This window comes from Brevundimonas sp. (genome assembly GCF_036659295.1).
In the GTDB taxonomy this organism is placed as follows: Bacteria; Pseudomonadota; Alphaproteobacteria; order Caulobacterales; family Caulobacteraceae; genus Brevundimonas.
The window spans coordinates 13,036-33,895 of the sequence record NZ_JAVXCU010000017.1 but is presented as its reverse complement, the minus strand read 5'-3'; the positions used below and the strand labels follow the sequence as shown (position 1 = coordinate 33,895).

Sequence of the window (20,860 nt, the reverse complement as noted above, 5' to 3'; positions counted from 1 at the left end):
CCGTCAGTCCCTCAACACCGAGCCGCCATTGACGTGCCAGACCTGACCCGTCACCCACTGGCCATCATCCGAAGCAAGGAAGGCAACCGCCCCTGCAATATCCCCGGGCTTGCCCAGACGCGTGTGCGGCAACTGGGCCAGAAATTGTTGCGCGTATTCTTCGGTCAGGTGCTGTGACAGCGCCTCGGTCATCACCATGCCGGGGCTGATGGCATTGGCGCGGATACCCTGCTTGCCGTATTTGCGGGCCACATGGCGCACCAGCGCATGGATGGCATTCTTGGTCATGGGATAGGCGACCTGTAGCGGGTTGCCCGAGGTCGCCGCGCCTGACGAGGTGTAGATCATCGCCCCGCCGCCGCGCTCGATCATCACCGGCATAGCGGCCTGACTGGCCAGAAAATGGCTCTTGGTATTGATGGCAAACGAGCGGTCCAGCACCTCTTCGGTACAGTTGAGGATATCGATATCCCCTTCGGTGCCGCCCGCCAGATTGGAGTGGTAGAAGTCCAGCCCGCCGAACTCGGACAGTGCAGCCTGAACGATATTGGCTTGCGATGCGGCCTTTGTGCCGTCCAGCATCACACCCACAGCCCGACCGCCTGCGTCGCAAATCGACTGGGCGGTTTCTTGTGCCCAGCCTGCGTTTATGTCACCGATAACGACAGCAGCGCCTTCTTCGGCCAGTCGCCTTGCGGTGGCTGCGCCGATCCCGCGGCCTCCACCGGCGACAATACCGACCTTGCCTTTCAAGCCGCGCATCTTTCCTCCCCCGATTTTCGCGTTATGCGTTCTTATGAGATTAAGATAACGCGCATATATCGAACGAAATGCAACACTAAACGCCATTATCGTATTTTATAGCGGTTTAATCGACGCACGAGGGAGGGCGCGACCTATGGGACATGATCTGTCGGCAAGAACAGCACTGGTCACGGGTGCCGCAGAAGGCATCGGACAGGGCGTGGCGCACCGTCTGGCCCGCGATGGCGCAAGCGTCATCGTCGCCGATTATAATACGGATGCCGGTCAACAGACCGCGCGCGAGATCGAAAGCCTTGGCGGCAAGGCCCGCTTTATCGCCGTGGACATCACCGACAAGGACAGCGTTCTGGCCATGATGGCGGCGGCCGGCCCGGTCGATATTCTGGTCAACAACGCCTGGCGCGGTCAGGGCATTGGCCGCATCGAGAACAAGACCGATGCCCAGTTCGACACCACCATTCGTATGGGGCTGTATGCCTGCCAATGGACCATGCAGAGCGCCCTGCCCCACATGAAGGCGCAGGGCTGGGGCCGCGTCATCAACATGGCCTCGTTGAACGGGGTGAACGCCCATATGGGCAGCGCCGATTACAATGTCGCCAAGGAAGCCCTGCGCGCCCTGACGCGCACGGCGGCGCGAGAATGGGCGGGCTATGGCATCTGCTGCAACATTGTCTGTCCTGCTGCCCTGTCGCAATCGGCAAAGCGCATCATGGAACAGCAGCCGGGCATGATCGAGCGTATCAGCGCCGCCAACCCGATGGGCCGGATGGGCGATCCCGATGCGGATATTGGCGGGGTGTGCGCCTTTTTGGCCAGCGACGACGCCCGTTACCTGACCGGAAACACCCTGTTTGTAGATGGCGGCGCCCACATCAACGGCGTGGCATGGGCACCTGATCTGGGCGAGGACTGACCACCGCACAGTAATGGCTGCATTCGCTTTGGATGTTAGCGCAAATCCCCTTCGTCATCCCCCGGCTTGACCGGGGGACCCAGCGGCGCGCGATAGCGCGACCGACACGGCAATGCGTAGCTGTCCAAAGCATTACTGCGCGTCTGGGTGATGCGTTTGGGCCATAAGATCACCTTCGGTGCCGCTGGGTCCCCCGATCTGCGCCGCAATGCGGCTTGTCGGAGGATGACGGTGGGTGCACCAACATTCGAGGCGAATACAGCCTTTTTAACTCAGAGAGCGGGTCGTTTGTCCGCCCACGGTGCCGCTTTTTCCAACTGGCCTGCCAGTTGGAACAGCGTCGCCTCGTCGCCATAGCGCGCCATAAACATCGCCCCCATCGGCAGACCCGAAGCTGACGTCGCCAAGGGTACCGACATGGCCGGTTGTCCCGTCAGGTTTGCCAGTTGGGCATAGGGTGAGAACACCGCGATCCTTTGCCCCCATGCGGCAAAGTCCAAATCGGGTGTCAGATTGATCTTGCCCAGCTCCAACGGCGGGGCCGCCAGTGTCGGGGACAAAATCAGATCATATGACTGCATAAAGCGCGCGACCTCGACGGCGGCGGTCTGCAGGGTGTTATTGGCCCGCGCGAAATCCATTCCCGTCGTCTGCTGGCCGTATCCGAAGAAGGCCAGTGTGATCGCTTCCAGATTATCGGGTCCGGGAACCAGCCCCGTCGCCTTGGCGCGATCAAGCAGGTCCGCCGCAATGGACGAGGCGCTCAGCACAAAGCTGGCTGCGCCAATGGCGGCGGCATCCAGCTTCGGGGCCGCTTCTTCGACATGGTGACCAAGGGCCTCGCACAGCCGCGCCGCCGCGCGTGCCGCCTCGACCGCTTCTGCATCCACCGGACTACCCGATGCGGGCGTCAGCATCAGGGCGATACGCAACGGGCGCGGGGCCTTGTCGACGTATGACGAGAACGTGCCGTCCGGCGTCGGTGCCGCATAGCGAGAGCCAGGCTCTACCCCGTGCGTGGCATCCATGATGGCCGCACTGTCCCGCACCGAGCGTGTAATGGCGTGGTGGACCGACAGACCGCCCCAGCCTTCGGTGCGCGTCGGCCCCATGGGGATGCGCCCGCGACTGGGCTTGAGGCCAAACAGACCACAGCAAGACGCCGGAATACGGATCGAGCCGCCACCATCGGTCGCGTGGGCCGCAGGCAGGACACCCGCCGCCACCGCCACAGCGGCACCGCCAGAAGAACCGCCCGCAATATGGGCCGGATTCCATGGATTACGGGTGTCGCCCTGAAGCTTGTTTTCGGTTGTAGCCGACAGGCCGAACTCTGGTGCCGTCGTCTTGCCGAAGACTACAAATCCCGCCTTTTGGGCGCGCGCGACAATCTCGGAGGTGACGCTGGCCCGCTCGCCCTTATAGAAGCGGCTACCGTTCTCGGTCACTTCGCCCGCAATGGTCGTGTTCAAATCCTTGATCAGCCACGGCACGCCGGTAAAGGGACCTTCGGGCAGGCCCGACGCAATGGCCGCACGCCCAAGGTCATAGTGTTTCTGGGCCATAAAGTTGAAGCGCGGGTTCAGCGCCTCGGCGCGTAGAATGGCCTCTTCCAGCAGTTCGCCCGCCGACACCTGACGCTGGCGCACAAGGCCCGCCAGACCCAGTGCGTCATGGGTGTCCAGCGGGCTGCCGGAGCGGAACGAAGCCGCCGCTGCGCCTGTTGCTGGGGCCAGAGCCGCCGCAGCGGCTCCGGTGGCGATCAGTTCACGACGGCTCATCATGAAGACGGCGTCACATAATAGCGCGAATAGTATTTGCGGAACTGCGGGATCGGGCCGTCGCCGTCACAGATGGTCGGGTTCGGCTCGTATTTCTGGCGATCCCAGACGACCTTGTCCTGATCGAACTGTTTGCAGATGTCGCGGATGATGGCCTTGGCCACACCCGCCCGCTCGCCCTCGGCCTGCGAACGCGGCTGGGTGAAACAGAACCGCGCATGGACATGGTCCAGATCGACAGGGGTAATGCACGCCACCAGCAGGGTCTCGGAAATGCCGGTAAAGCGGGTCCAACTCTGGCCCGGTCCCATGGTGTCATAGCTGATGCCGCCATCGACCTCGCCCCACGGCGTGCCCATCTTGGCATTCACATCCGCACCACGGCCCCACTCGTCCCAGCGCAGTTCGCCCAACGGCACATTCGATGTGCCGTGGATGAATTTGAAGTGGGCCACATCCACGCCGTTCTCGGCCATGTTCTGGATATTGCCCCAGACATTCCACTCGTGGATTTCGTAGTCGGTCCAGTCGGGGTCAGAGGCTTCCGGCTGATGCTGCACCTCGAACAGAGGGGCGATATTTTCGGGGTGGTACCACATCCAGATCCAGCGGTTGGCTTCCACCACCGGATAGGTCTCGGTGCAGCGACGCTTGACCTTGGGCGGGATCAGCTTGGCATAGGGGATTTCCTTGACCACGCCTTCCTCGCCATCATAGCGCCAGGCATGGAACGGACATTCCAGCAGATTGCCGTACACCTTGCCGCCATAGCCCATATGGGCGCCCAGATGCTTGCAATAGGCATCGATGATGCGGACCTTGCCGTCCTCGCCGCGCCACATGGCCAGATCCTTGGCAAAATAGCGCAACGGCTTGACCTCGCCGATCGCCAGATCCGCCGACAGGTCGATCGCGTACCATCCGAACGGGAAGCCGATGTCCAAATTGCGCTCGGCAACCGAGGCGCGCCCTTTCACATCGGCCTTGCGCCAGTCCAGCAGGTCCTGACCGCGCAGCTTTTCAAGGATTTGCCACACAGCCACCGGAGCGGTGCGGGCATCGGTGACGTCAGTCGGTGTAGGATTGCTCATGGATTTCTCCTGCACTGTCATTTCAGGTCAAAGACTTTGATCGCGTTTTCACGCAGGAATTTCGGCCAGACCTCGTCCTTGAACGGCACGTGCTGCATGTCCGAGAAGATGCGGTCCAGGCTCAATCCCATCGGGAAATAACCGGCATAGATGATCTTGTCCGCGCCGCGCGTATTGGCGTAGTCGATGATCGCCTTGGGATAGTGTTTGGGCGCAAAGGCACTGGTCGAATAATAGAGGTTCGGCCATTTCAGCATCAGCTTCACAGCCAGAGCTTCCCACGGTTCGCCCCCGTGGCGCATGACCACTTTCAGGTCGGGGAAGAACCAGCAGACCTCGTCCAGATGCTCGACCTTCTGGTTTTCCATTGGGATGCGCGGGCCGGGAATGCCGACATTCAGCAGGATCGGAATGCCCAGTTCTTCGGCGCAGGCGTAGAGCGGGAACATGTATTTGTGATTGATCGGCACCTGCGGCAGCGTACCGGCAGGGAAGACGCTGATGGCCGAAATTCCGACCTCGGCGTGCAGGCGCTTGATGCGGCGCACCTCTTCCATGCCCTTGTTCGGATCGCACGGCACGTCAAAGAAGAAACGGTCGCCGTATTTTTCCTTGGCACGGCGCGAGGTTTCATTGTCGTTCCAGCCCACCAGAGCCTTGTCGATATTGAAACGGTCCATCTGTTCGACGGTCCATGTCACATAGTCATCGACATTGCTGGTCTGGGGGATGTCCTTGAACATGTACTGCGCCGGCATGGCGAACTGTTCGAGGGTCTGCTTGTCCTTAATCAGTGCACGGAATGGGTCGAACCAGTCCGAACGGTCATCCGCCTCGGGGATGCCCAGCATGGTGTCGATGACGCGGATACCTTCAGGCATAGCCATGGATTTTGTCCCCCGATTTTACTTGTGCAGCAGCAAGCTGCGGCCACGCTTTGCGCAGCGCCATTTTGTCGATTTTGCCCAGATGGTTACGCGGCAGAGGCTCGGTCGAAACGATCAAATGACCCGGCGCCTTGTAGCGGGCCAGACGCTCTGCCACCCACTCGATCATGGCATCTGCGTCGCGGGCATCACCGCCGACCACCGCCACCAGAAGTTCGCCCAGTCGCTCGTCGGCAATACCGAAGGCGGCACATTCAGTGACCCCCTCGAACTCGCTCAGAACGCGCTCGACCTCGGCGCAATAGATGTTCTCGCCGCCGGAAATCACCATGTCCTTGGTGCGGTCGACGATAAAGACATAGCCTTCCTCGTCGATATATCCGACGTCGCCGGTACGCAGCCATCCGTCCGATGTGAAGGCCTTGGCGTTCTCTTCGGGGCGGTTCCAGTAGCCCTTCATCACCATGGCGCTGCGAACCAGAATCTCGCCGCTTTGACCGGCAGGCAGGATGGTGCCGTCCGGCCCCTCGATGCAGACACTGGCCAGCGGCAGCACACGCCCCGCCGAGGCCCGCTTGCGCATGAAATCCTCGCCTAGAGCCTGAGCAAAGGCACCGGAAGTTTCGGTCATGCCATAGCCCACGCCCAGCACAATATCGGGACAGTGCACACGTAGGGAATCCAGCAGATTGATCGGCAGGGCCTGACCACCCGAGCCGATATTCTTCAGGCATGACAGGTCATGGTCCTGAAGCTTGGCCCCGTTGACCAGATCCCAGATCATGGTCGGCACGGCGGCGAAATTGGTGACCTTTTCTTGCGCGATCAAACGCACAGCCTCGTCGCCGCTCCAGCGACGCATGATGACCACCTTGGAGCCTGCCAGCAGCGGCGACAGGAAGGATGATCCCAGCCCTGAAATATGGAACAGCGGATAGACCAGCAGGCAGGCCTGTTGCGGCAGGTTGGCCATCAGGTCTTGCGGCGACATGCCATAGGCCTTGGCCATGTTGTGCAGCACCATAATGCCCGATAACTGCGCGCCCATCAGGCCGGTAATCAGACTGCGGTGCGACAGGACCGCGCCCTTTACCCGTCCGGTCGTGCCCGAGGTGAACAGGATAGCGCAATCGTCTTCGGCCTTGGCGGTCTGCGGGGCGGCATCCGTATTCGCCTGCGGTTGCGCCTGACGTCGCTCGATCTCTTCGGGCGGGAACGGCTTGGTCAGGTCCAGCATCCGGCCGGTATAGCCACCCTGACGGATCAGTTCGGCACGGCGGGTATCGGCCAGCACGACGCTGGGCGAGACATCCTCGATCATGGCCACGATCTCGACCGGTGCGCCGCGACTGTTCAGCAGGGCGGCGACACCGCCGGCCTTCATGACCGCCAGATAGGCCACCATCCATTCGGCACGGTTGCGCATACAGATGGCCACGCGATCACCGCGACCGATCCCCAGAAGCGGCACCAACTGGTCGCGCCATGCAAAGACCTGTTCAAAGGTCAGGCGGCGCTCTTCCCCGCTGGACGAGAAGTCCACGAGGAAGGTCTTGTCACCGTGACGACGCGCGGACTCAATCATCAGATTGAGGTCGGGTGCCGCATTGGCGAACTGGAGGACGCCATCGACATCCGCCAGCTCAAAAGGTGTTCCGGGGGCAGTGACAGCAGCGAATACAGGATCGATTTGCGTCATTGCCCTACCTCAGTAAACGACGGCTGGGTTTTTCGGATGCGGGCTGCCCAGCATCTCGCGGTACGAAGGACGCGTGGCCCCGCGATCCGTAACGCCGAGGGTTTGCGCGATCTCGGCAGCAACCAGCGTATTGCCCGACAGCTCTTCACGCTGGGCCGACTTGTCGATGGCATCGACAATGTGGGCGGTGAATTCGGGGTTCTCGGCGGACTGGATGAAGGCTTCGTATTGTTCGGGATTGGTCTCGCGGGCAATGGCCGAGCGCTCTGTGACCAGCGGCCCCATCCAGATCGAAACCGTCACCACGCCGGTGCCGCGCAGGTCGTGCTCCATATCGTGGGCAAACTTGTCCAGACCGGCTTTTTGCGCGCCATAGGCCGGACCGTGCATGTAGCAGGAACCACCGAAGGACGAGCCGAAAGCGATGATGCCGCTGCCCTGTTGGGTCATGATCTTGGCCGCGTGCCAGCTGGCCACATAGGCGCTGCGCAGACCGACATCCAGAATGCCGACCGCCTCAACCTCCTTTTCCCAGAAGGGTTTCTTCTCGATCAGTTGGTGATGGATATAGGCGGCATTATTGACCAGAATATCCAGTCGTCCTTGTTCGCGCATGATCTGTTCGAACAGGGCGGCGACCTGTGCGTCGTCGGCATGGTCGCACATAACGGCAATGCCCTTGCCGCCCGCCTTGGTCACCTCTGCCGCCGTCTCGGCCACCGTGCCCGGCAGGACGCTACCGTCCCAGCCCTTGGCATCACCCGGCTGGATCGTGCGACCCGTCACATAGACCGTATAGCCCAGTTCGCCAAAGCCGCGCGCGATCCCCCGACCTGCACCCCGGCTAGCCCCTGTTACCAGTGCAATTTTCGTCATACCCTGTACTCCCCTACAGACGCATTTTATGCTTTTGAGAGAACACTAGTCCATGATTTGCGAATGTCAAAGGTCTATAAAATACGCAAAATAGCTATTTTGTGATCTTATAGTTTTTGTTCGCGCATTTATTTTACAGGCTAACCGCGCCTTATGCGGTCATTAGCCAAAATTAGCCTGTCCGCCATCCAACGGCACGGTCGCGCCGGTCAGATAGCCCATATCCGGCCCGCACAAGGACACCACAGCGCGGCCGATATCCTCTTCCAGGCGCCCGATACGACCCAGAGGAATGGTGCGGAAAAAGGCCTCGGCTTCTTGGGGGTTACGCTCGACCCAGCCTTTCAGGCCCGGCGATTCCGCATGGGGCGCAATCGCGATGGCACGGATGCCCTCGCGCCCCCATTCGGCGGCCGCCGCGCGCGTCAGGGTACGGATGGCCTGTTTGACCGCGCCATAGGCTCCATAGCCGCTCGGGTCCCAGCGCTCGGCAGCCGATGACGCCAGATTGATAATGGTGCCGCCACCGCGTGCCACCATCACCGGATGTACCAGTTTCATCAGGCGCAGCGTGGCCAGAGGGCCGGATTCAAATCCGGCGGAAAAGGCCTTGTCGCTGACATCCAGCAGGCGTCCTGCCGGTACTTCCTGCGCATTATTGACCAGGATATCGATCCCGCCAAAATGCTCGCACGCCGCCGCAACAATGCGCGACAGGTCATCGGCATCCTTGACATTGCCGGTCAGCGGCAAGGCCCTGCGGCCGCGCGCCTCGATCTCGGCACAGGTGGCCTCCAGCTTTTCAGCCGTGCGGCCACACACCACAATATCGGCACCCGCGCTTGCCAGTGCCAGAGCAATCCCCTGCCCGACCCCCTGACCCGCACCGGTTACGAGGGCCACTTTGTTGCTGAGATCAACCACTTCAAAATCCCCAAAATTCGTATTTTGTGTATTTCATAGCTACGCATTTGATTGACACGGCGTCAATCTGAACGTCAATTGCGGGAATAAGGCTGAAAACAGTCACTCTGAATATTGGGGTAGGGAAATGAGTGTGGATTTGTCAGGGCAAGTTGCAGTCGTTACCGGAGGCAGCGACGGGATCGGGCTGGCAACGGCCACGTTACTGGCCCAGCGCGGCGCGCAGGTGGTCATCTGCGGACGCCGTCAGGAAAAGCTGGATCAGGCCAAGTCCGTGATCGAATCCCATGGTGGCAAGGTCGAAACCGTCCAGCTGGATGTCTCCGACGAAGCGGCCCTCACCGCCCTGATCGAGAATACCGGCGAGAAATACGGTCGCCTCGACATGCTGGTGAACAATGCCATGTCCACCCACTACGCCCCGATCTCGCGCCTGACGGTAGAGCACTGGCGCAAGGATTTCGCCGTCAATGCCGAGGCCGTCTTCGTCAGCACCAAGGCGGCGATGAAGATCATGGGTCAGGCCGGTAAGGGCTCGATCGTCAACATCTCCTCGACCTGCGGCATCCGTGCTGCGGCCAATATGTCCAGCTATTCGGCCTCCAAGGCGGCCATGATCCAGTTCACCTCGGTCGCCGCTATGGAGGGGGCCCGCAAGGGTATCCGCGTCAACGCCATTGTGCCCGGTCAGGTCCAGACCGCAGGCACCGAAGAGTTCAACCAACGCGCCCCCGAAATCGCGGCCCGCACCGCCGACGCCATCCCGATGGGTCGCGGCGGTCTGCCCGAAGAACTGGCACAGGCGATTGTCTTCCTGCTGTCCGATGCGGCCAGCTATATTACCGGCGTTGCCCTACCCGTCGATGGCGGTAAGGCCGCCCAGATGTATCTGCCGTCATGAGCGGCTCTGTGACCTCCGGCGCGGCAGGCCAAGCCGCCACCAAATGGGACAAGGACGTCGATGTCCTGATCGTCGGTTCGGGTGCAGGCGGACTTATGTCTGCGCTTGTGGCCTCGCACCACAATGCCGAGGTTCTGGTGATCGAGAAGGACGCCCTATGGGGTGGCACCTCGGCCACCTCGGGCGGCGGCATCTGGATTCCGGCCAGCGATCAGGCCGCAGCCGCAGGCTTTAACGACAGCACCGACGACGCCTTTACCTATGTGCGCAAACTGTCGGCCGACAATGTGCCCGACACCAATATCCGCGCCTTTGTCGATAATGCCGCGCCGATGCTGCGCTGGATGACAGCCAATACGGCGATCAGCTATCAGGCCTTCCCCTATCCCGACTACCACGCCGAAAATCCGGGCGGCTCGCCAACCGGCTTCCGCACCCACATGCCGCTGCCCATCGATGGTCGGGTGCTGGGCAAGGATGTGGCAAGCATGCGGTTTGCCTCTCCGGCAGCCAGCCTGTTCGGCTATCTGAACTGGCATTTTGACGAAACCTACATCCTGCTGTTCCGCGCCAAAGGGTGGTGGAAACATCTGGCCAAGAGCCTGACCCGTTACTGGCTCGACCTGCCGTTCCGACTGACCTCGCGCAAGGACCGCCGCCTGACTCTGGGCAATGCCCTGACGGGTGGCCTGCGTGATGCGCTGAACCAGCGCAATGTGCCGCTATGGCTGAACAGCCCGATGGAGGAACTAATCCATCAGGACGGCAAGGTCATCGGTGCCCGCGTGCGCCAGAACGGCCAGACCCTGAACATCCGTGCCCGCAAGGGCGTGGTGCTGGCGGCAGGTGGCTTTGACAAGAACAAGGCCATGCGCGAGACGCACGCCCCGCTGTATCCCAGCACGCAGTTTTCGGGCGGGATCAGTAGCAATACCGGCGACAGCATCCGCGCCGGCATCGAGGCTGGTGCCGCAACCTTGAACCTGCAATCGACATGGGCCGCACCGGTCTTTTATGTCCCCGGTGAAGACCGTGGTCGCCTGTGCACCATCGAGCGCGCTCTGCCCGGCTGTATGATGGTGGCGCAGGACGGCAAACGCTATCTGAACGAGGCGGCGTCCTATCACATTGTCGGCCAGCAGATGGCCCGCCGTCAGGCCGCTACCGGCGATGCCTCGCCGACATGGTTCGTGTTCGACCACCGCTATCGCCATGCCTATCCGGTCGGCCCGCTGTATCCGATCCAGCCAGACTGGCTGCATGGTAAGGGCGTGCGCTCGATCCTGAAAAAGGGCCGTACCGTCGCCGAACTGGCCAAGGCCATCGGGGTTGATCCGGCGGCGCTGGAGCACACCATCCAGACCTTCAACACCCATGCCGCCAACGGCTCGGACCCCGATTTCCATCGCGGCGAGGCGGCCTATGACAAGATGTATGGCGATCCGCGCGTCCAGCCCAATCCGTGCCTGCGTCCGCTGGATCAGGGGCCGTTCTACGCCATGCCGATCTATCCCGGCGATATCGGCACCAATGGCGGCATGCTGACCAATGACAGGGCACAGGTACTGGACACCGAAGGCCAGCCGATCAGCGGTCTTTACGCCATTGGCAACAATGCCGCCTCGGCCATGGGCGAAAGCTATCCGGGTGCGGGTGTGACCCTCGGTCCGGCCCTGACCTTCGGCTATCTGGCCGCCCGTCACCTGACCGGCGCGAACGACTGACGGCTCGCGTCCGTGACACAGAAACCGCCTGTGTCACGGACGTCTTCCCCCAAACGACTTCAAGGTGTTTTCATGCGCTTCCAGAACAAAAAAGTCCTTGTGACCGGCGCAGCATCTGGCATTGGCCGCGCCACCGCCCTCCTGTTCGCACGCGAAGGTGCAGCGGTCACGATTGGCGACATCAACGAGGCGGGACTGGCCGAGACCGCCGCCCTGATGGCCACTGCGCCCAAAATCCAGACCTATGATGCCGCCGATACCGCCTCGTGCCGTGCACTGGTGGATGTCGCCGCTGCCGATGGTCTGGATGTTTTGTGCAATGTTGCGGGCATCCTCAAATGGGGCTCCAGCCAGACCTTTGCCGTCGAGGATATGGACCTTGTGATGCGTGTGAACGCCACCAGCGTCTTTGCCCTGTGTCAGGCCGCCTTCCCGCATCTGCTCAAGTCCAAGGGCAATATCGTCAATACCGCCTCGTCCTCGGGTCTGGTCGGCATGCCCTATACGGTCGCCTATTCGGCGTCCAAGCACGCCGTCATCGGCATCACCAAGGGTCTGGCGGTCGAGTGGGCGTCAACCGGTGTGCGCGTAAACGGCGTCTGCCCCGGTCAGGTCAACACCCCCATGACCGCCACGGTGCCGCAAACTGGCGAAAAGGCCGAAGACATCGACTTCTCGCTGATGATGCGCGCGGCTCCCAAGCTGGAGAACGGGGCCTGCGAGCCGCAAGATATTGCCGAAGCGATTGCATGGCTGGCCTCGGATGCCGCTCGCAAGGCGACGGGAACCCTGCTCAGCGTCGATGGCGGCCATGTCGCGGGCTAGGCCACAACGCAACTTAACCGTTTGAATTTGAATGATTGCCGTCACACGGCACAAGCAGTTTGGGACAAGGCTTAATGGAATTCGCCTTTAACGAAGAACAGCGCATGATCGCCGAGACGGCCATCGCCTTCTTCACCGAAAACGCCACCAGCGAGCGCACCCGCGCCGCCATGGCCAAGGACGGTATCGACCACGATCTGTGGGCTACCTTCTGTCAGGAACTGGGCCTGTCGGGCATCGGTATTCCCGAGGATGTCGGCGGTGCGGGTCTGGGTTTGGTCGAGATGGCCATCATCGCCGAGGCCGCGGGTGCGCAGGTCGCCGCCCTGCCCATGCTGGGCAGTCTGGTCATGTGCGCCCGCGCCATCGCCTATGGCGGCACCGAACAGCAAAAGGCCGAACTGCTGCCGTCCCTGCTGTCCGGGGAACGTATCGCCGCCTATGTGCATGATGCGGCCCTGACGGCCAGTGACGATGTGCTAACCGCCACAGACGGCTTTGTCGCTCATGGCGCTTCGGCCGATGTTTTCGTCGTCACCAGCAATAGCGGCGCATGGATTGTCGATGCCCCAAAAAACGGGACCAAGTCTGATGGCGTTACCGTCACCGCCAAGACCACGATGGACCAGACCCGCCCCTATGCCAGCGTGGTCTTGAACGGTGCCAAGGGTCAGCCTCTGGCCGATGCTGCCACCGCCATTGCCTGCGCCCACCGCGCCGCCTTTGTGGCCATCGCTGCCGAAGCTCTGGGCGGCGCGCAGGCCTGTCTGGATCGCACTGTTTCTTATTCAAAAGAGCGCGTGCAGTTCGGCCGTCCGATCGGCTCGTTCCAGGCCTATAAACATCGCCTCGCCGATATGATGATCGAGATCGAACAGGCCCGCTCTGCCGTCTATTGGGCCGCCTGCGCCGCCGACGAAAACTCCGACGAGGCCGAACTGGCCATGCATGCGGCCAAGTCGTTTGCCACCGACACCTATTTCCGCTGCGCCGGTGACATGATCCAGCTTCACGGCGGCATCGGCTTTACGTGGGAACACGACGCCCACCTGTTCTTCAAACGCGCCCGCGCCACCCAGACCGCTCTGGGCAGCAACAACTGGCACCGCGCCAAAATCGCCGACATGATCCTGGGAGCCGCCGCATGAAGCTCGGTTTTTCTGCCGCCGACGAAGCCTTCCGTCAGGAATGTGCCGACTGGCTGAATGGCCAGATGGCGGGCGAGTTCAAGGACATCAAGGGCATCACCTCGCTGACCGACATGCCCGAACGCCGCAAGGCATGGGAACAGCAATTGGCGGCCCATAAGTGGTCCTGCATCGGCTGGCCCGCCAAATGGGGTGGCCGTGATGCCACCTTGGCCCAACAGGTGATCTTTGCCGAGGAATATGCCCGCGCCGGTGTTCCGGGGCGTGTGAACCATATCGGCATCGAACTGGCCGGCCCGACCATTCTGGCCTTTGGCACCGAAGAACAAAAAGCGCGCTTCCTGCCCGATATCGCGGCAGGCAAGACCATCTTCTGTCAGGGCTTCTCGGAACCGGGCGCAGGTTCGGACCTCGCCTCGGTTCGCACCAAAGGCCGTCTGGAAGGCCCAGAAGGCGCACAGGAATGGGTGGTCAACGGCCAGAAGATCTGGACCAGTCTGGCCCATATCTCCGACTGGATTTTCGTCATCACCCGTACCGAGGAAGGCACGGTAGGCCCCAAGGGTCTCAGCTTCCTGATGATGCCGATTGACCAGCCGGGTATCGAAATCCGTGGCATCCCCCAGATCAATGGCGATGCCGAGTTCAACGAGACCTTCCTGACCGATGCCCGCTGTCCTGCCGACAGCCTGATCGGCCAACCAGGCGAGGGCTGGAAGATCGCCATGGGGCTGTTGGCGTTCGAGCGCGGTGTCTCGACGCTGGGCCAGCAGATGTCGTTCCGCAACGAACTGGACGAAATCATCGCCGCCGCCAAGGCCAATGGCACCGCCCATGATCCGCTGATCCGCCAGCGTCTCGCCAAGGCCGAGATCGGCCTGCGCCTGATGCGCTATGGCGCGCTGCGGATGCTGTCGCAGACCGACCATTCCAAGATCGACGGCGCGGCCCTGACCTACAAGATCCAGTGGGCGTCGTGGCGTCGCAGCCTTGGCGAACTGGCCATGGATGTTCTGGGTCAGGCCGGAGAGGTCAATGACCGCGAGGACTATGGCTGGGACACCCTGCCCAACCTGTTCCTCTATTCGCGTGCCGACACGATCTATGGCGGCACCAACCAGATCCAGCGCAACCTGATCGCCGAGCGCGGTCTTGGCCTTCCGCGCGAACCGCGCGGGTAAACCTGCCGGTTTGAACAGCCCCCATCAGGAGATTTGAAGTGCCTAAATTGATTGTCGTCACGCGCGACGGCACCGAACACGAAGCCGAGGTTGCCGGTGGCCGTTCCGTCATGGAAGCCATCCGCGATGCGGGTTTTGACGAACTGCAGGCTGTGTGCGGTGGCGGCCTCAGCTGCGCCACCTGCCACGTCCATGTGGACGACGCCTATTTCGAGCGTTTCGACGCCCCGAACCAGGACGAGGCCGATCTGCTGGAATGGTCCGAAAACAGCACCGCCTGTTCGCGTCTGTCATGCCAACTCCCCTTCAGCGATGCCGTCAGCGGCCTGAAGGTCACCATCGCCTCCGAAGACTAAGAGAGTATTCCGATGACTATCGAAGAGCGTCTGGCCCGCCTCGAGGCCGAATCCGACATCCGCCGCCTGAAGGCCCGCTATCTGAATGCCTGCGATGCCAAACAGGCCGACATGGTGCATGCCTGTTTCACCCCTGATGCCGTCATCGATTTCGAGGGCATGGGCGTTTTCACGGTGGACCAGCTGGTCGGTATCTTCACCGAAATCGCCGTCAACTCGCCCATCAGCGACAGCCATCACGGCCATAATGCCGAGATTGAAATCCTGTCCGCCGACACAGCCAGAGCAGTCTGGAATCTGGGCTTCACCACCTATGATCCCCGCACCGGCCAGTTCCGCGCCCTGTCGATGTTCTATCATGACGAATATCGCCGCACCGAAGACGGCTGGCGCATGTCCAAAACCAAGTCTGTGGCCCGCTCCGCACTGGAAGGCACAGCCGTCGAGGGCAAGATCAGCGCAAACTGGCTATTGCCCACCGCCTAAACGCGGCTCAACCGATCAAAGACCGGATCAACACCCGTTGGTCCGGTCTTTTTTGTTGAACAACACTACGCAAACCTATGCAGATCATGGCTTTATCGGCGCCGTGGAATCACAACCACGGCGCGCCTTCTATTGCGGCCCGCCCGTCATAAATACGCAATCGCGTTAGACGAACCACCACTCACAGCGCGATGTGCAAAAATGTGAAATCAATTTCGTTGATTTGCGTTTCTAAATGCGGCAACAAAAACGCAATGACGAAAACGCACAAGCGTTTCGGGAGGGACATGTGAAATCTAACAAAGCAATTCTGCGCGCCTGGATGCTGGGTGCTGCTCCAGCCGCCCTGCTCGCCATCGCCACGCCCGCTGCGGCCCAGCAGGTGGATGAAACCCCGCAGGCTGCAACCATGGTGGGCGACGTGGTCGTCACCGCCCGCCGCCGTTCCGAAAACCTGCAGGATGTGCCGATCGCGGTAACCGCAGTAACCGGCGAAGGACTGGAGGCCCGCGGTTACAGCTCGCTGATCGACATCCAGCAGATGACCCCGAACCTGACCTTCACCCCCGGCACCGGCGGCTCGTCGGGCCAGATGTCGGCCTATGTGCGCGGCGTGGGTGAATACGACTATATCGTCACCTCCGACCCCGCCGTGGCCGTCTTCTTTGACGGCGTCTATCAGGGCCGCCCGTTCGGCGCCCTGACCTCGCTGATGGGGATCGAGCGCGTCGAGGTTCTGCGCGGTCCGCAAGGCTCGCTGTTCGGCAAGAACACCATTGGCGGCGCCATCAGCGTCGTGATGAAAAAGCCGACCGGCTCCAATACCGGCGAGGCGGACCTGAAGGTCGGCAGCTATGACTATGCGCAGGTGCGCGGCAGCTACGACATGGCCCTGACCGACGATCTGTCCATGTCCGTTTCGGCACTGGGTCGCTGGGGCGATGGCTGGCAGAAGCTGGAAAGCGGTGGCACCAAGGGCGACACCGACCAGATTGCCGGTCGTGCGGCCCTGCGCTGGACCAAGGGCGAGTTTGACGCTGTGTTGAGCGTGGACGGCTATCGCCAGCGCCAGAACTCGGCAGCGAGCAGCATGATCGCCTTCCAGCCGGTCTTCTTCTCGGACATGTATTCCACCTTTGTGGAACCGTGCTGCACCGTACCGTCAAGCATCGACAAGACCGATGTCACGCCGATGCTGAACATCGACAATGCCGATGCCGGCTCGGCCACCCTGACGCTGGACTTCCCGGCCTTTGGTGGCGACATGAAGTCGATCAGCGCGGCCCGCTATAGCCGCGTCGCCTTTGCCCGCGACGGCGATGCCTCGGAAACCAACTATTCGGGTGACCGTCAGGACATTACCAGCCGCCAGTTCTCGCAGGAATTCCAGCTGTCGCACGAACTGTTCGACGGCAAGGTGACCACGCTGGGCGGCCTTTACCTGTATCACGAGCGTTCGCGCCAGAAGACCCTGCTGGTCACCGCATGGGGTCTGTATCCCAAGCTGATCGAGGCCGGTTTCGATCCGGCCATGGCGGCAGGTCTGGATTTCAACGTCAATTTCGACCAGACGCAGGAAACCGACAATATCGCCCTATTCGGTAACGCGACCTATCGCGCCACCGAGCGTCTGTCGTTCGACATCGGTGCCCGCTACACCTACGAGGAAAAGGCCTTCGAGCAGTCGTCCTCGCGCGTCTTTGCCAAGGTGCCGCTGATCCCCGGTATCCCCGGCTATAATCTGGACGAAAGCTGGACGAACTTCTCGCCCAAGATCAGCGCCAATTACGAGTTCAACGATCAGGTGCGCGGTTACGCCATCGTCTCGCAGGGCTTCCGCTCGGGCGGGTTCAACGGGCGTCCTACCTCCGAAGCCGAAATCGGCAGCTTCGATCCGGAAATCCTGACCAGCTATGAACTGGGTCTGAAAAACGACCTGCTGGACCGTCGTCTGCGCCTGAACCTGAGCGCATTCTACAACCAGTATCAAGACATGCAGGTCGTGGTGTCCTATCCGGTTATGGGCGGTGTTGTGGCCCGTACCGAAAACGCCGGTAAGGCCCGCATCTGGGGTATCGAGGCCGAGGGCCGCTTTATCGCCAATGACTGGCTGAGCTTCGAAGGCGCGCTCGGCTATCTGAATGCGGCCTACGAGGAATATCTCAGCCAGGATCCGGCGGGCAATATCCTCGACTACAGCCACCTGAAGCTGAAACACACCCCGCCGTGGACCGCCAGCCTCGGTGCCGTTGTCACCCGCCGTATCGGCCAGCTGGACACGACCTTCCGTGTCGATGCTTCCTATATGGACGAGCAATATAGCGACACCCAGAACCAGCCTCTGCTGAAGGGTGAAGCCCACACCCTGCTGAATGCCAGCCTGAACTTCCGCACCGATAACGGCCTGTCCTTCGGCATCGAAGGCCAGAACCTGACCGACGAGCGCGTCATCAAGGAAGGCTATGACGGTGCCGCCTTCTTCGGTTTCACCGAGGCCTATTACAACCCGCCGCGCCGCATCTATGCCAGCGTGCGCTACGCCTTCTAACCATCTCCTCGAAACTTCAGGCTGCGGACACCACGTCCGCAGCCTTTTTTTCTGACCGGATATAGATCTATGCAGAACGAATTCCCTGAAGGCGTCGCCATTATTTACGGTGGCAGCGGCGGCATCGGTCGCGGTGTGGCCATGAGCTTTGCCCGCGCAGGCACGCCCGTCGCGATCGGCTACAACTCCAAACAGGATGTGGCCGAGCAGACGGCAGAGGCCATCCGTGCTCTGGGCGGCGCGGCCTCCATCCATAAATGCGATGTGCGCGATGCCGATCAGGTCCGCGCCATGACGCAAGACGTCATCGACACCCATGGCCGCGTGCACACCATGGTCTGGGGTGCAGGGCCGGTTGTTCCCCAGCGCCTGATTGCCGACTGGAGCGACGAGCAGTTCCGCGCCTCCATCGAGATCGAGGCTTTCGGCTTCCACAACGCCGTGCGCGCCCTGATCCCGCACATGCGCGAAAAAGGCGGTGGCTCGTTTGTTCACCTCGGCTCGGCGGGCCATGACTGGTTCCCGCATCTGGACGGCCTGTCGGTCGCGCCCAAAGCCTGTAACGAAGCCCTCATCAAGGGCATCGCCAAGGAAGAAGGCGTCAACGAAATCCGCGCCAATACGGTGCTGGTCGGCGTGATTGATGCGGGCCAGTTCAAGATCGGTCAGGAAGCCGGCTATTTCGACGAAGCCTGGGAAACCGAGGTCAAGAAACTGCTTCCCATCAAACGCTGGGGTGCCTCGGACGACATCGGCAATGCCGCCGTCTTCCTCGCCTCCAACCGCGCCAACTACATCACCGGACAGGTGCTGTCTGTGGCGGGCGGTTTCGGCGTCTGACCGTTTTCGTCCCGCAAGCATAAAGGCCGCCGGAGCGATCCGGCGGCCTTCTTTTTTGGGCTGAATTCAAATGAGGTATTCGGACCCGCCATCAGACACCCTGCTTCGTCATCCTCGCCACAGGGGCGAGGATGACGCGAGAATGTTAGGCGATCAATTCGCCAGTCCTTAACTGTGAATACAGCCTTCTTTATCGGCATGCGCGGTACTTAAACGTAGTCCGTATAGCCCCGCGCATCGTCACCTTGGCCGGTATAGATCGTTGCGCGATCCGGCCTTGCCAAAGGCTCGCCACGCTTCAGCTTGCCGACCAGATCGGGGTTGGCGATGAAGCCGCGCCCCAAAGAGATCGCATCGGCCGTACCGTTCTCAAGTCTTTGGATATTGTCCTCAATCCCACGGCTGTTGTTGAGGATCAGCGGCCCGCTCCAGTGCGCCTTGACCAGTGCCAGCGCATCCAGACCGTCCTGCGGCAGGTCGATCAAATGCAGATAGGCCAAGCCCGTGCCGTCCACGGCCTTGATCAGGGTCTCGTATGTCTCGGCAGGATTGGCGTCGGCCATGCCGTTCAGTGTCACCCCCGGACAGATACGGAACCCCACACGATCCGCACCGATGGCTTCCGACAGGGCCGCCAGCGTCTCCACCACAAACCGCACGCGGTTCTCGGCACTGCCGCCATACTGGTCGGTGCGCTGGTTCGAGTTTGACGACAGGAACTGCATCGGCAGATAGCCACTGGCGCAGTGGAACTCGACACCGTCCATACCGGCCTCGATGGCGCAGCGGGCGGCGTGAACATACTCGGCGATCACACCGGCAATCTCGTGCGTTTCCAGCGCACGCGGTATGACGCAGTCCTGCGGCACACCATCCGGACCGGGGATCTTGTCGGGGCACTGGATCGCCGACGGTGCCACCGTATCCGCGCCCGTATCCTTATTGGCCGCCACTGCTGCACGACCGACATGCATCAACTGCACCACGATCTTGCCGCCCTCGGCATGGACCGCCTCGGCGACCTTGGCCCAGCCCGCCATCTGCTGCGGCGTATGGATGCCCGGCGTGCGCCAATAGCCCTTGCCTGCCGCCGACGGCTGGGTGCCTTCGGTGATGATCAGGCCCGCCGAGGCGCGCTGGCGGTAATAGTCCACCATCAGATCGGTGGGCACATCGCCCGCCCCCGCACGGTCGCGGGTCATGGGGGCCATGACGATGCTGTTGGACAGGGCAATCGCGCCCAGTTTTACGGGATCAAACAAACCGGCCAAAGCCTACTCCTTAGCGTACACGCGGGCGCGGCAAGGGGTGATCCTTGCGCATGGCATCTATGAAGCCCTCAAGGGGCGCAGGCTCGGACACGGGCGCATCATGGGCCTTGCCCGCACGATCCCAGAACGCCTGCCACGACGGGAACAGGTCATGGAAACTGCCCTCATAGGGCGGCTGACCGGGCCAGCGCATCTTGCGGCTACCGATCGGTGGCTTGTTCAGATCGGTGGCGTACCAGTACAGCGGCAGACGGCGCTGGAAATACCAGCGACCATCGATGCGGGTGTAACGGTCGAAATACATCATCTGCATGATGACCCATTCCACGCCCGTCTCGTGCTCGTTCTTGGAATAGACCACGCCCTGTGCGTTATTCTCGTCGATGAACTCGATGACGTGGCCGCCGATGTGGTGGGATGTGCCGTCGAACTGCTGGCCCATGGTTTCGTCGAACCAGTCGCGCAACGCTTTTCGCCCCGACTTGCCGCCGCCGACCTGCACATCCTCGGGGAACAGGCTGACCCAGGCATCAGAGTCGCGCATGTCCAGCGCCAGACTGTATTTGGCCGCAAGCTGACGGATCGCATCCAGCGATTCCAGCCGGTCGATACGACGCAATAGATCGGTATTATCCGTCATC

Annotated in this window: 19 protein-coding genes; 10 read left to right on the top strand and 9 right to left on the bottom strand. The window is 61.6% G+C overall.

The annotated features are described in order from the left end of the window. Positions 1 to 3: 3 nt before the first annotated feature. Positions 4 to 762 carry an SDR family oxidoreductase gene (locus tag RSB01_RS05215; RefSeq protein WP_332619492.1) on the bottom strand — a complete coding sequence of 253 codons (759 nt, stop codon included), beginning with the start codon at positions 760 to 762 and terminating at the stop codon, positions 4 to 6. A 136-nt stretch (positions 763 to 898) separates the two neighbouring features. On the opposite strand from RSB01_RS05215, the gene RSB01_RS05210 reads away from it, so the two are divergent. Further along, positions 899 to 1,681, top strand: a complete 783-nt coding sequence (locus RSB01_RS05210; protein WP_332589947.1) for an SDR family NAD(P)-dependent oxidoreductase — start codon at positions 899 to 901, stop codon at positions 1,679 to 1,681. Positions 1,682 to 1,953: 272 nt separating this feature from the next. On the opposite strand, the gene RSB01_RS05205 is transcribed toward RSB01_RS05210, so the two are convergent. The 6 genes from RSB01_RS05205 to RSB01_RS05180 form a co-directional block, all read right to left on the bottom strand. Beyond that, a complete protein-coding gene (locus RSB01_RS05205; protein ID WP_332589946.1) occupies positions 1,954 to 3,465 on the bottom strand; it encodes an amidase family protein in 1,512 nt (503 codons plus the stop codon). Next, positions 3,462 to 4,553 carry a Rieske 2Fe-2S domain-containing protein gene (locus tag RSB01_RS05200; protein WP_332589945.1) on the bottom strand — a complete coding sequence of 364 codons (1,092 nt, stop codon included), beginning with the start codon at positions 4,551 to 4,553 and terminating at the stop codon, positions 3,462 to 3,464. Before RSB01_RS05200 ends, RSB01_RS05205 begins: the two co-directional genes overlap by 4 nt. Positions 4,554 to 4,570: 17 nt before the next feature. Next, entirely contained in the window at positions 4,571 to 5,440 is an 870-nt protein-coding gene (locus RSB01_RS05195; protein WP_332589944.1) for an amidohydrolase family protein, read from the bottom strand. Next, entirely contained in the window at positions 5,427 to 7,139 is a 1,713-nt protein-coding gene (locus RSB01_RS05190; protein ID WP_332589943.1) for a class I adenylate-forming enzyme family protein, read from the bottom strand. The genes RSB01_RS05195 and RSB01_RS05190 overlap by 14 nt, the downstream gene beginning before the upstream one ends. Before the next feature lie 9 nt (positions 7,140 to 7,148). Next, entirely contained in the window at positions 7,149 to 8,015 is an 867-nt protein-coding gene (locus RSB01_RS05185; protein ID WP_332589942.1) for an SDR family NAD(P)-dependent oxidoreductase, read from the bottom strand. Positions 8,016 to 8,177: 162 nt separating this feature from the next. Beyond that, positions 8,178 to 8,939, bottom strand: coding sequence for an SDR family oxidoreductase (locus RSB01_RS05180; RefSeq protein WP_332589941.1), 762 nt, complete (start codon positions 8,937 to 8,939; stop codon positions 8,178 to 8,180). Between the two features lie 139 nt (positions 8,940 to 9,078). Between RSB01_RS05180 and RSB01_RS05175 the strand changes: the two genes are divergently transcribed. From RSB01_RS05175 to RSB01_RS05135, 9 genes are all read left to right on the top strand, one after another. After that, positions 9,079 to 9,840: an SDR family NAD(P)-dependent oxidoreductase gene (locus tag RSB01_RS05175; RefSeq protein WP_332619849.1), complete on the top strand. Its 762-nt coding sequence runs from the start codon at positions 9,079 to 9,081 to the stop codon at positions 9,838 to 9,840. Then, on the top strand, positions 9,837 to 11,564 hold the full coding sequence (locus RSB01_RS05170) for an FAD-dependent oxidoreductase (RefSeq protein WP_332589939.1): 1,728 nt from the start codon (positions 9,837 to 9,839) through the stop codon (positions 11,562 to 11,564). Before RSB01_RS05175 ends, RSB01_RS05170 begins: the two co-directional genes overlap by 4 nt. A 72-nt stretch (positions 11,565 to 11,636) precedes the next feature. After that, entirely contained in the window at positions 11,637 to 12,389 is a 753-nt protein-coding gene (locus RSB01_RS05165) for an SDR family oxidoreductase (protein ID WP_332589938.1), read from the top strand. Positions 12,390 to 12,463: 74 nt separating this feature from the next. Next, positions 12,464 to 13,537, top strand: coding sequence for an acyl-CoA dehydrogenase family protein (locus tag RSB01_RS05160; protein ID WP_332619850.1), 1,074 nt, complete (start codon positions 12,464 to 12,466; stop codon positions 13,535 to 13,537). Next, entirely contained in the window at positions 13,534 to 14,718 is a 1,185-nt protein-coding gene (locus tag RSB01_RS05155) for an acyl-CoA dehydrogenase family protein (RefSeq protein ID WP_332590769.1), read from the top strand. The genes RSB01_RS05160 and RSB01_RS05155 overlap by 4 nt, the downstream gene beginning before the upstream one ends. A 38-nt stretch (positions 14,719 to 14,756) precedes the next feature. Then, positions 14,757 to 15,074: a 2Fe-2S iron-sulfur cluster-binding protein gene (locus RSB01_RS05150; RefSeq protein ID WP_332590770.1), complete on the top strand. Its 318-nt coding sequence runs from the start codon at positions 14,757 to 14,759 to the stop codon at positions 15,072 to 15,074. 12 nt (positions 15,075 to 15,086) lie between these two features. Next, entirely contained in the window at positions 15,087 to 15,560 is a 474-nt protein-coding gene (locus RSB01_RS05145; RefSeq protein WP_332620455.1) for a nuclear transport factor 2 family protein, read from the top strand. 289 nt (positions 15,561 to 15,849) lie between these two features. Further along, the gene (locus tag RSB01_RS05140) at positions 15,850 to 18,108 is read left to right on the top strand and encodes a TonB-dependent receptor (protein WP_332590772.1); all 2,259 of its coding nucleotides are present in this window, start codon (positions 15,850 to 15,852) and stop codon (positions 18,106 to 18,108) included. Positions 18,109 to 18,177: 69 nt separating this feature from the next. Continuing rightward, positions 18,178 to 18,948, top strand: coding sequence for an SDR family oxidoreductase (locus RSB01_RS05135; RefSeq protein ID WP_332590773.1), 771 nt, complete (start codon positions 18,178 to 18,180; stop codon positions 18,946 to 18,948). 209 nt (positions 18,949 to 19,157) lie between these two features. On the opposite strand, the gene RSB01_RS05130 is transcribed toward RSB01_RS05135, so the two are convergent. Continuing rightward, positions 19,158 to 20,219, bottom strand: coding sequence for an alkene reductase (locus RSB01_RS05130; RefSeq protein WP_332590774.1), 1,062 nt, complete (start codon positions 20,217 to 20,219; stop codon positions 19,158 to 19,160). A 10-nt stretch (positions 20,220 to 20,229) separates the two neighbouring features. Beyond that, on the bottom strand, positions 20,230 to 20,859 hold the full coding sequence (locus tag RSB01_RS05125; protein WP_332590775.1) for a nuclear transport factor 2 family protein: 630 nt from the start codon (positions 20,857 to 20,859) through the stop codon (positions 20,230 to 20,232). Position 20,860 lies beyond the last annotated feature (1 nt).

What these genes read in the sequence shown, in the direction of transcription:
- RSB01_RS05135 (WP_332590773.1), top strand. Translation starts at nt 18,178, where the DNA reads ATGCAGAACGAATTCCCTGAAGGCGTCGCCATTATTTACGGTGGCAGC.
- RSB01_RS05145 (WP_332620455.1), top strand. Translation starts at nt 15,087, where the DNA reads ATGACTATCGAAGAGCGTCTGGCCCGCCTCGAGGCCGAATCCGACATC.
- RSB01_RS05125 (WP_332590775.1), bottom strand. Translation starts at nt 20,859, where the DNA reads ATGACGGATAATACCGATCTATTGCGTCGTATCGACCGGCTGGAATCG.
- RSB01_RS05160 (WP_332619850.1), top strand. Translation starts at nt 12,464, where the DNA reads ATGGAATTCGCCTTTAACGAAGAACAGCGCATGATCGCCGAGACGGCC.
- RSB01_RS05205 (WP_332589946.1), bottom strand. Translation starts at nt 3,465, where the DNA reads ATGATGAGCCGTCGTGAACTGATCGCCACCGGAGCCGCTGCGGCGGCT.
- RSB01_RS05195 (WP_332589944.1), bottom strand. Translation starts at nt 5,440, where the DNA reads ATGGCTATGCCTGAAGGTATCCGCGTCATCGACACCATGCTGGGCATC.
- RSB01_RS05210 (WP_332589947.1), top strand. Translation starts at nt 899, where the DNA reads ATGGGACATGATCTGTCGGCAAGAACAGCACTGGTCACGGGTGCCGCA.
- RSB01_RS05165 (WP_332589938.1), top strand. Translation starts at nt 11,637, where the DNA reads ATGCGCTTCCAGAACAAAAAAGTCCTTGTGACCGGCGCAGCATCTGGC.
- RSB01_RS05215 (WP_332619492.1), bottom strand. Translation starts at nt 762, where the DNA reads ATGCGCGGCTTGAAAGGCAAGGTCGGTATTGTCGCCGGTGGAGGCCGC.
- RSB01_RS05190 (WP_332589943.1), bottom strand. Translation starts at nt 7,139, where the DNA reads ATGACGCAAATCGATCCTGTATTCGCTGCTGTCACTGCCCCCGGAACA.
- RSB01_RS05185 (WP_332589942.1), bottom strand. Translation starts at nt 8,015, where the DNA reads ATGACGAAAATTGCACTGGTAACAGGGGCTAGCCGGGGTGCAGGTCGG.
- RSB01_RS05200 (WP_332589945.1), bottom strand. Translation starts at nt 4,553, where the DNA reads ATGAGCAATCCTACACCGACTGACGTCACCGATGCCCGCACCGCTCCG.
- RSB01_RS05155 (WP_332590769.1), top strand. Translation starts at nt 13,534, where the DNA reads ATGAAGCTCGGTTTTTCTGCCGCCGACGAAGCCTTCCGTCAGGAATGT.
- RSB01_RS05170 (WP_332589939.1), top strand. Translation starts at nt 9,837, where the DNA reads ATGAGCGGCTCTGTGACCTCCGGCGCGGCAGGCCAAGCCGCCACCAAA.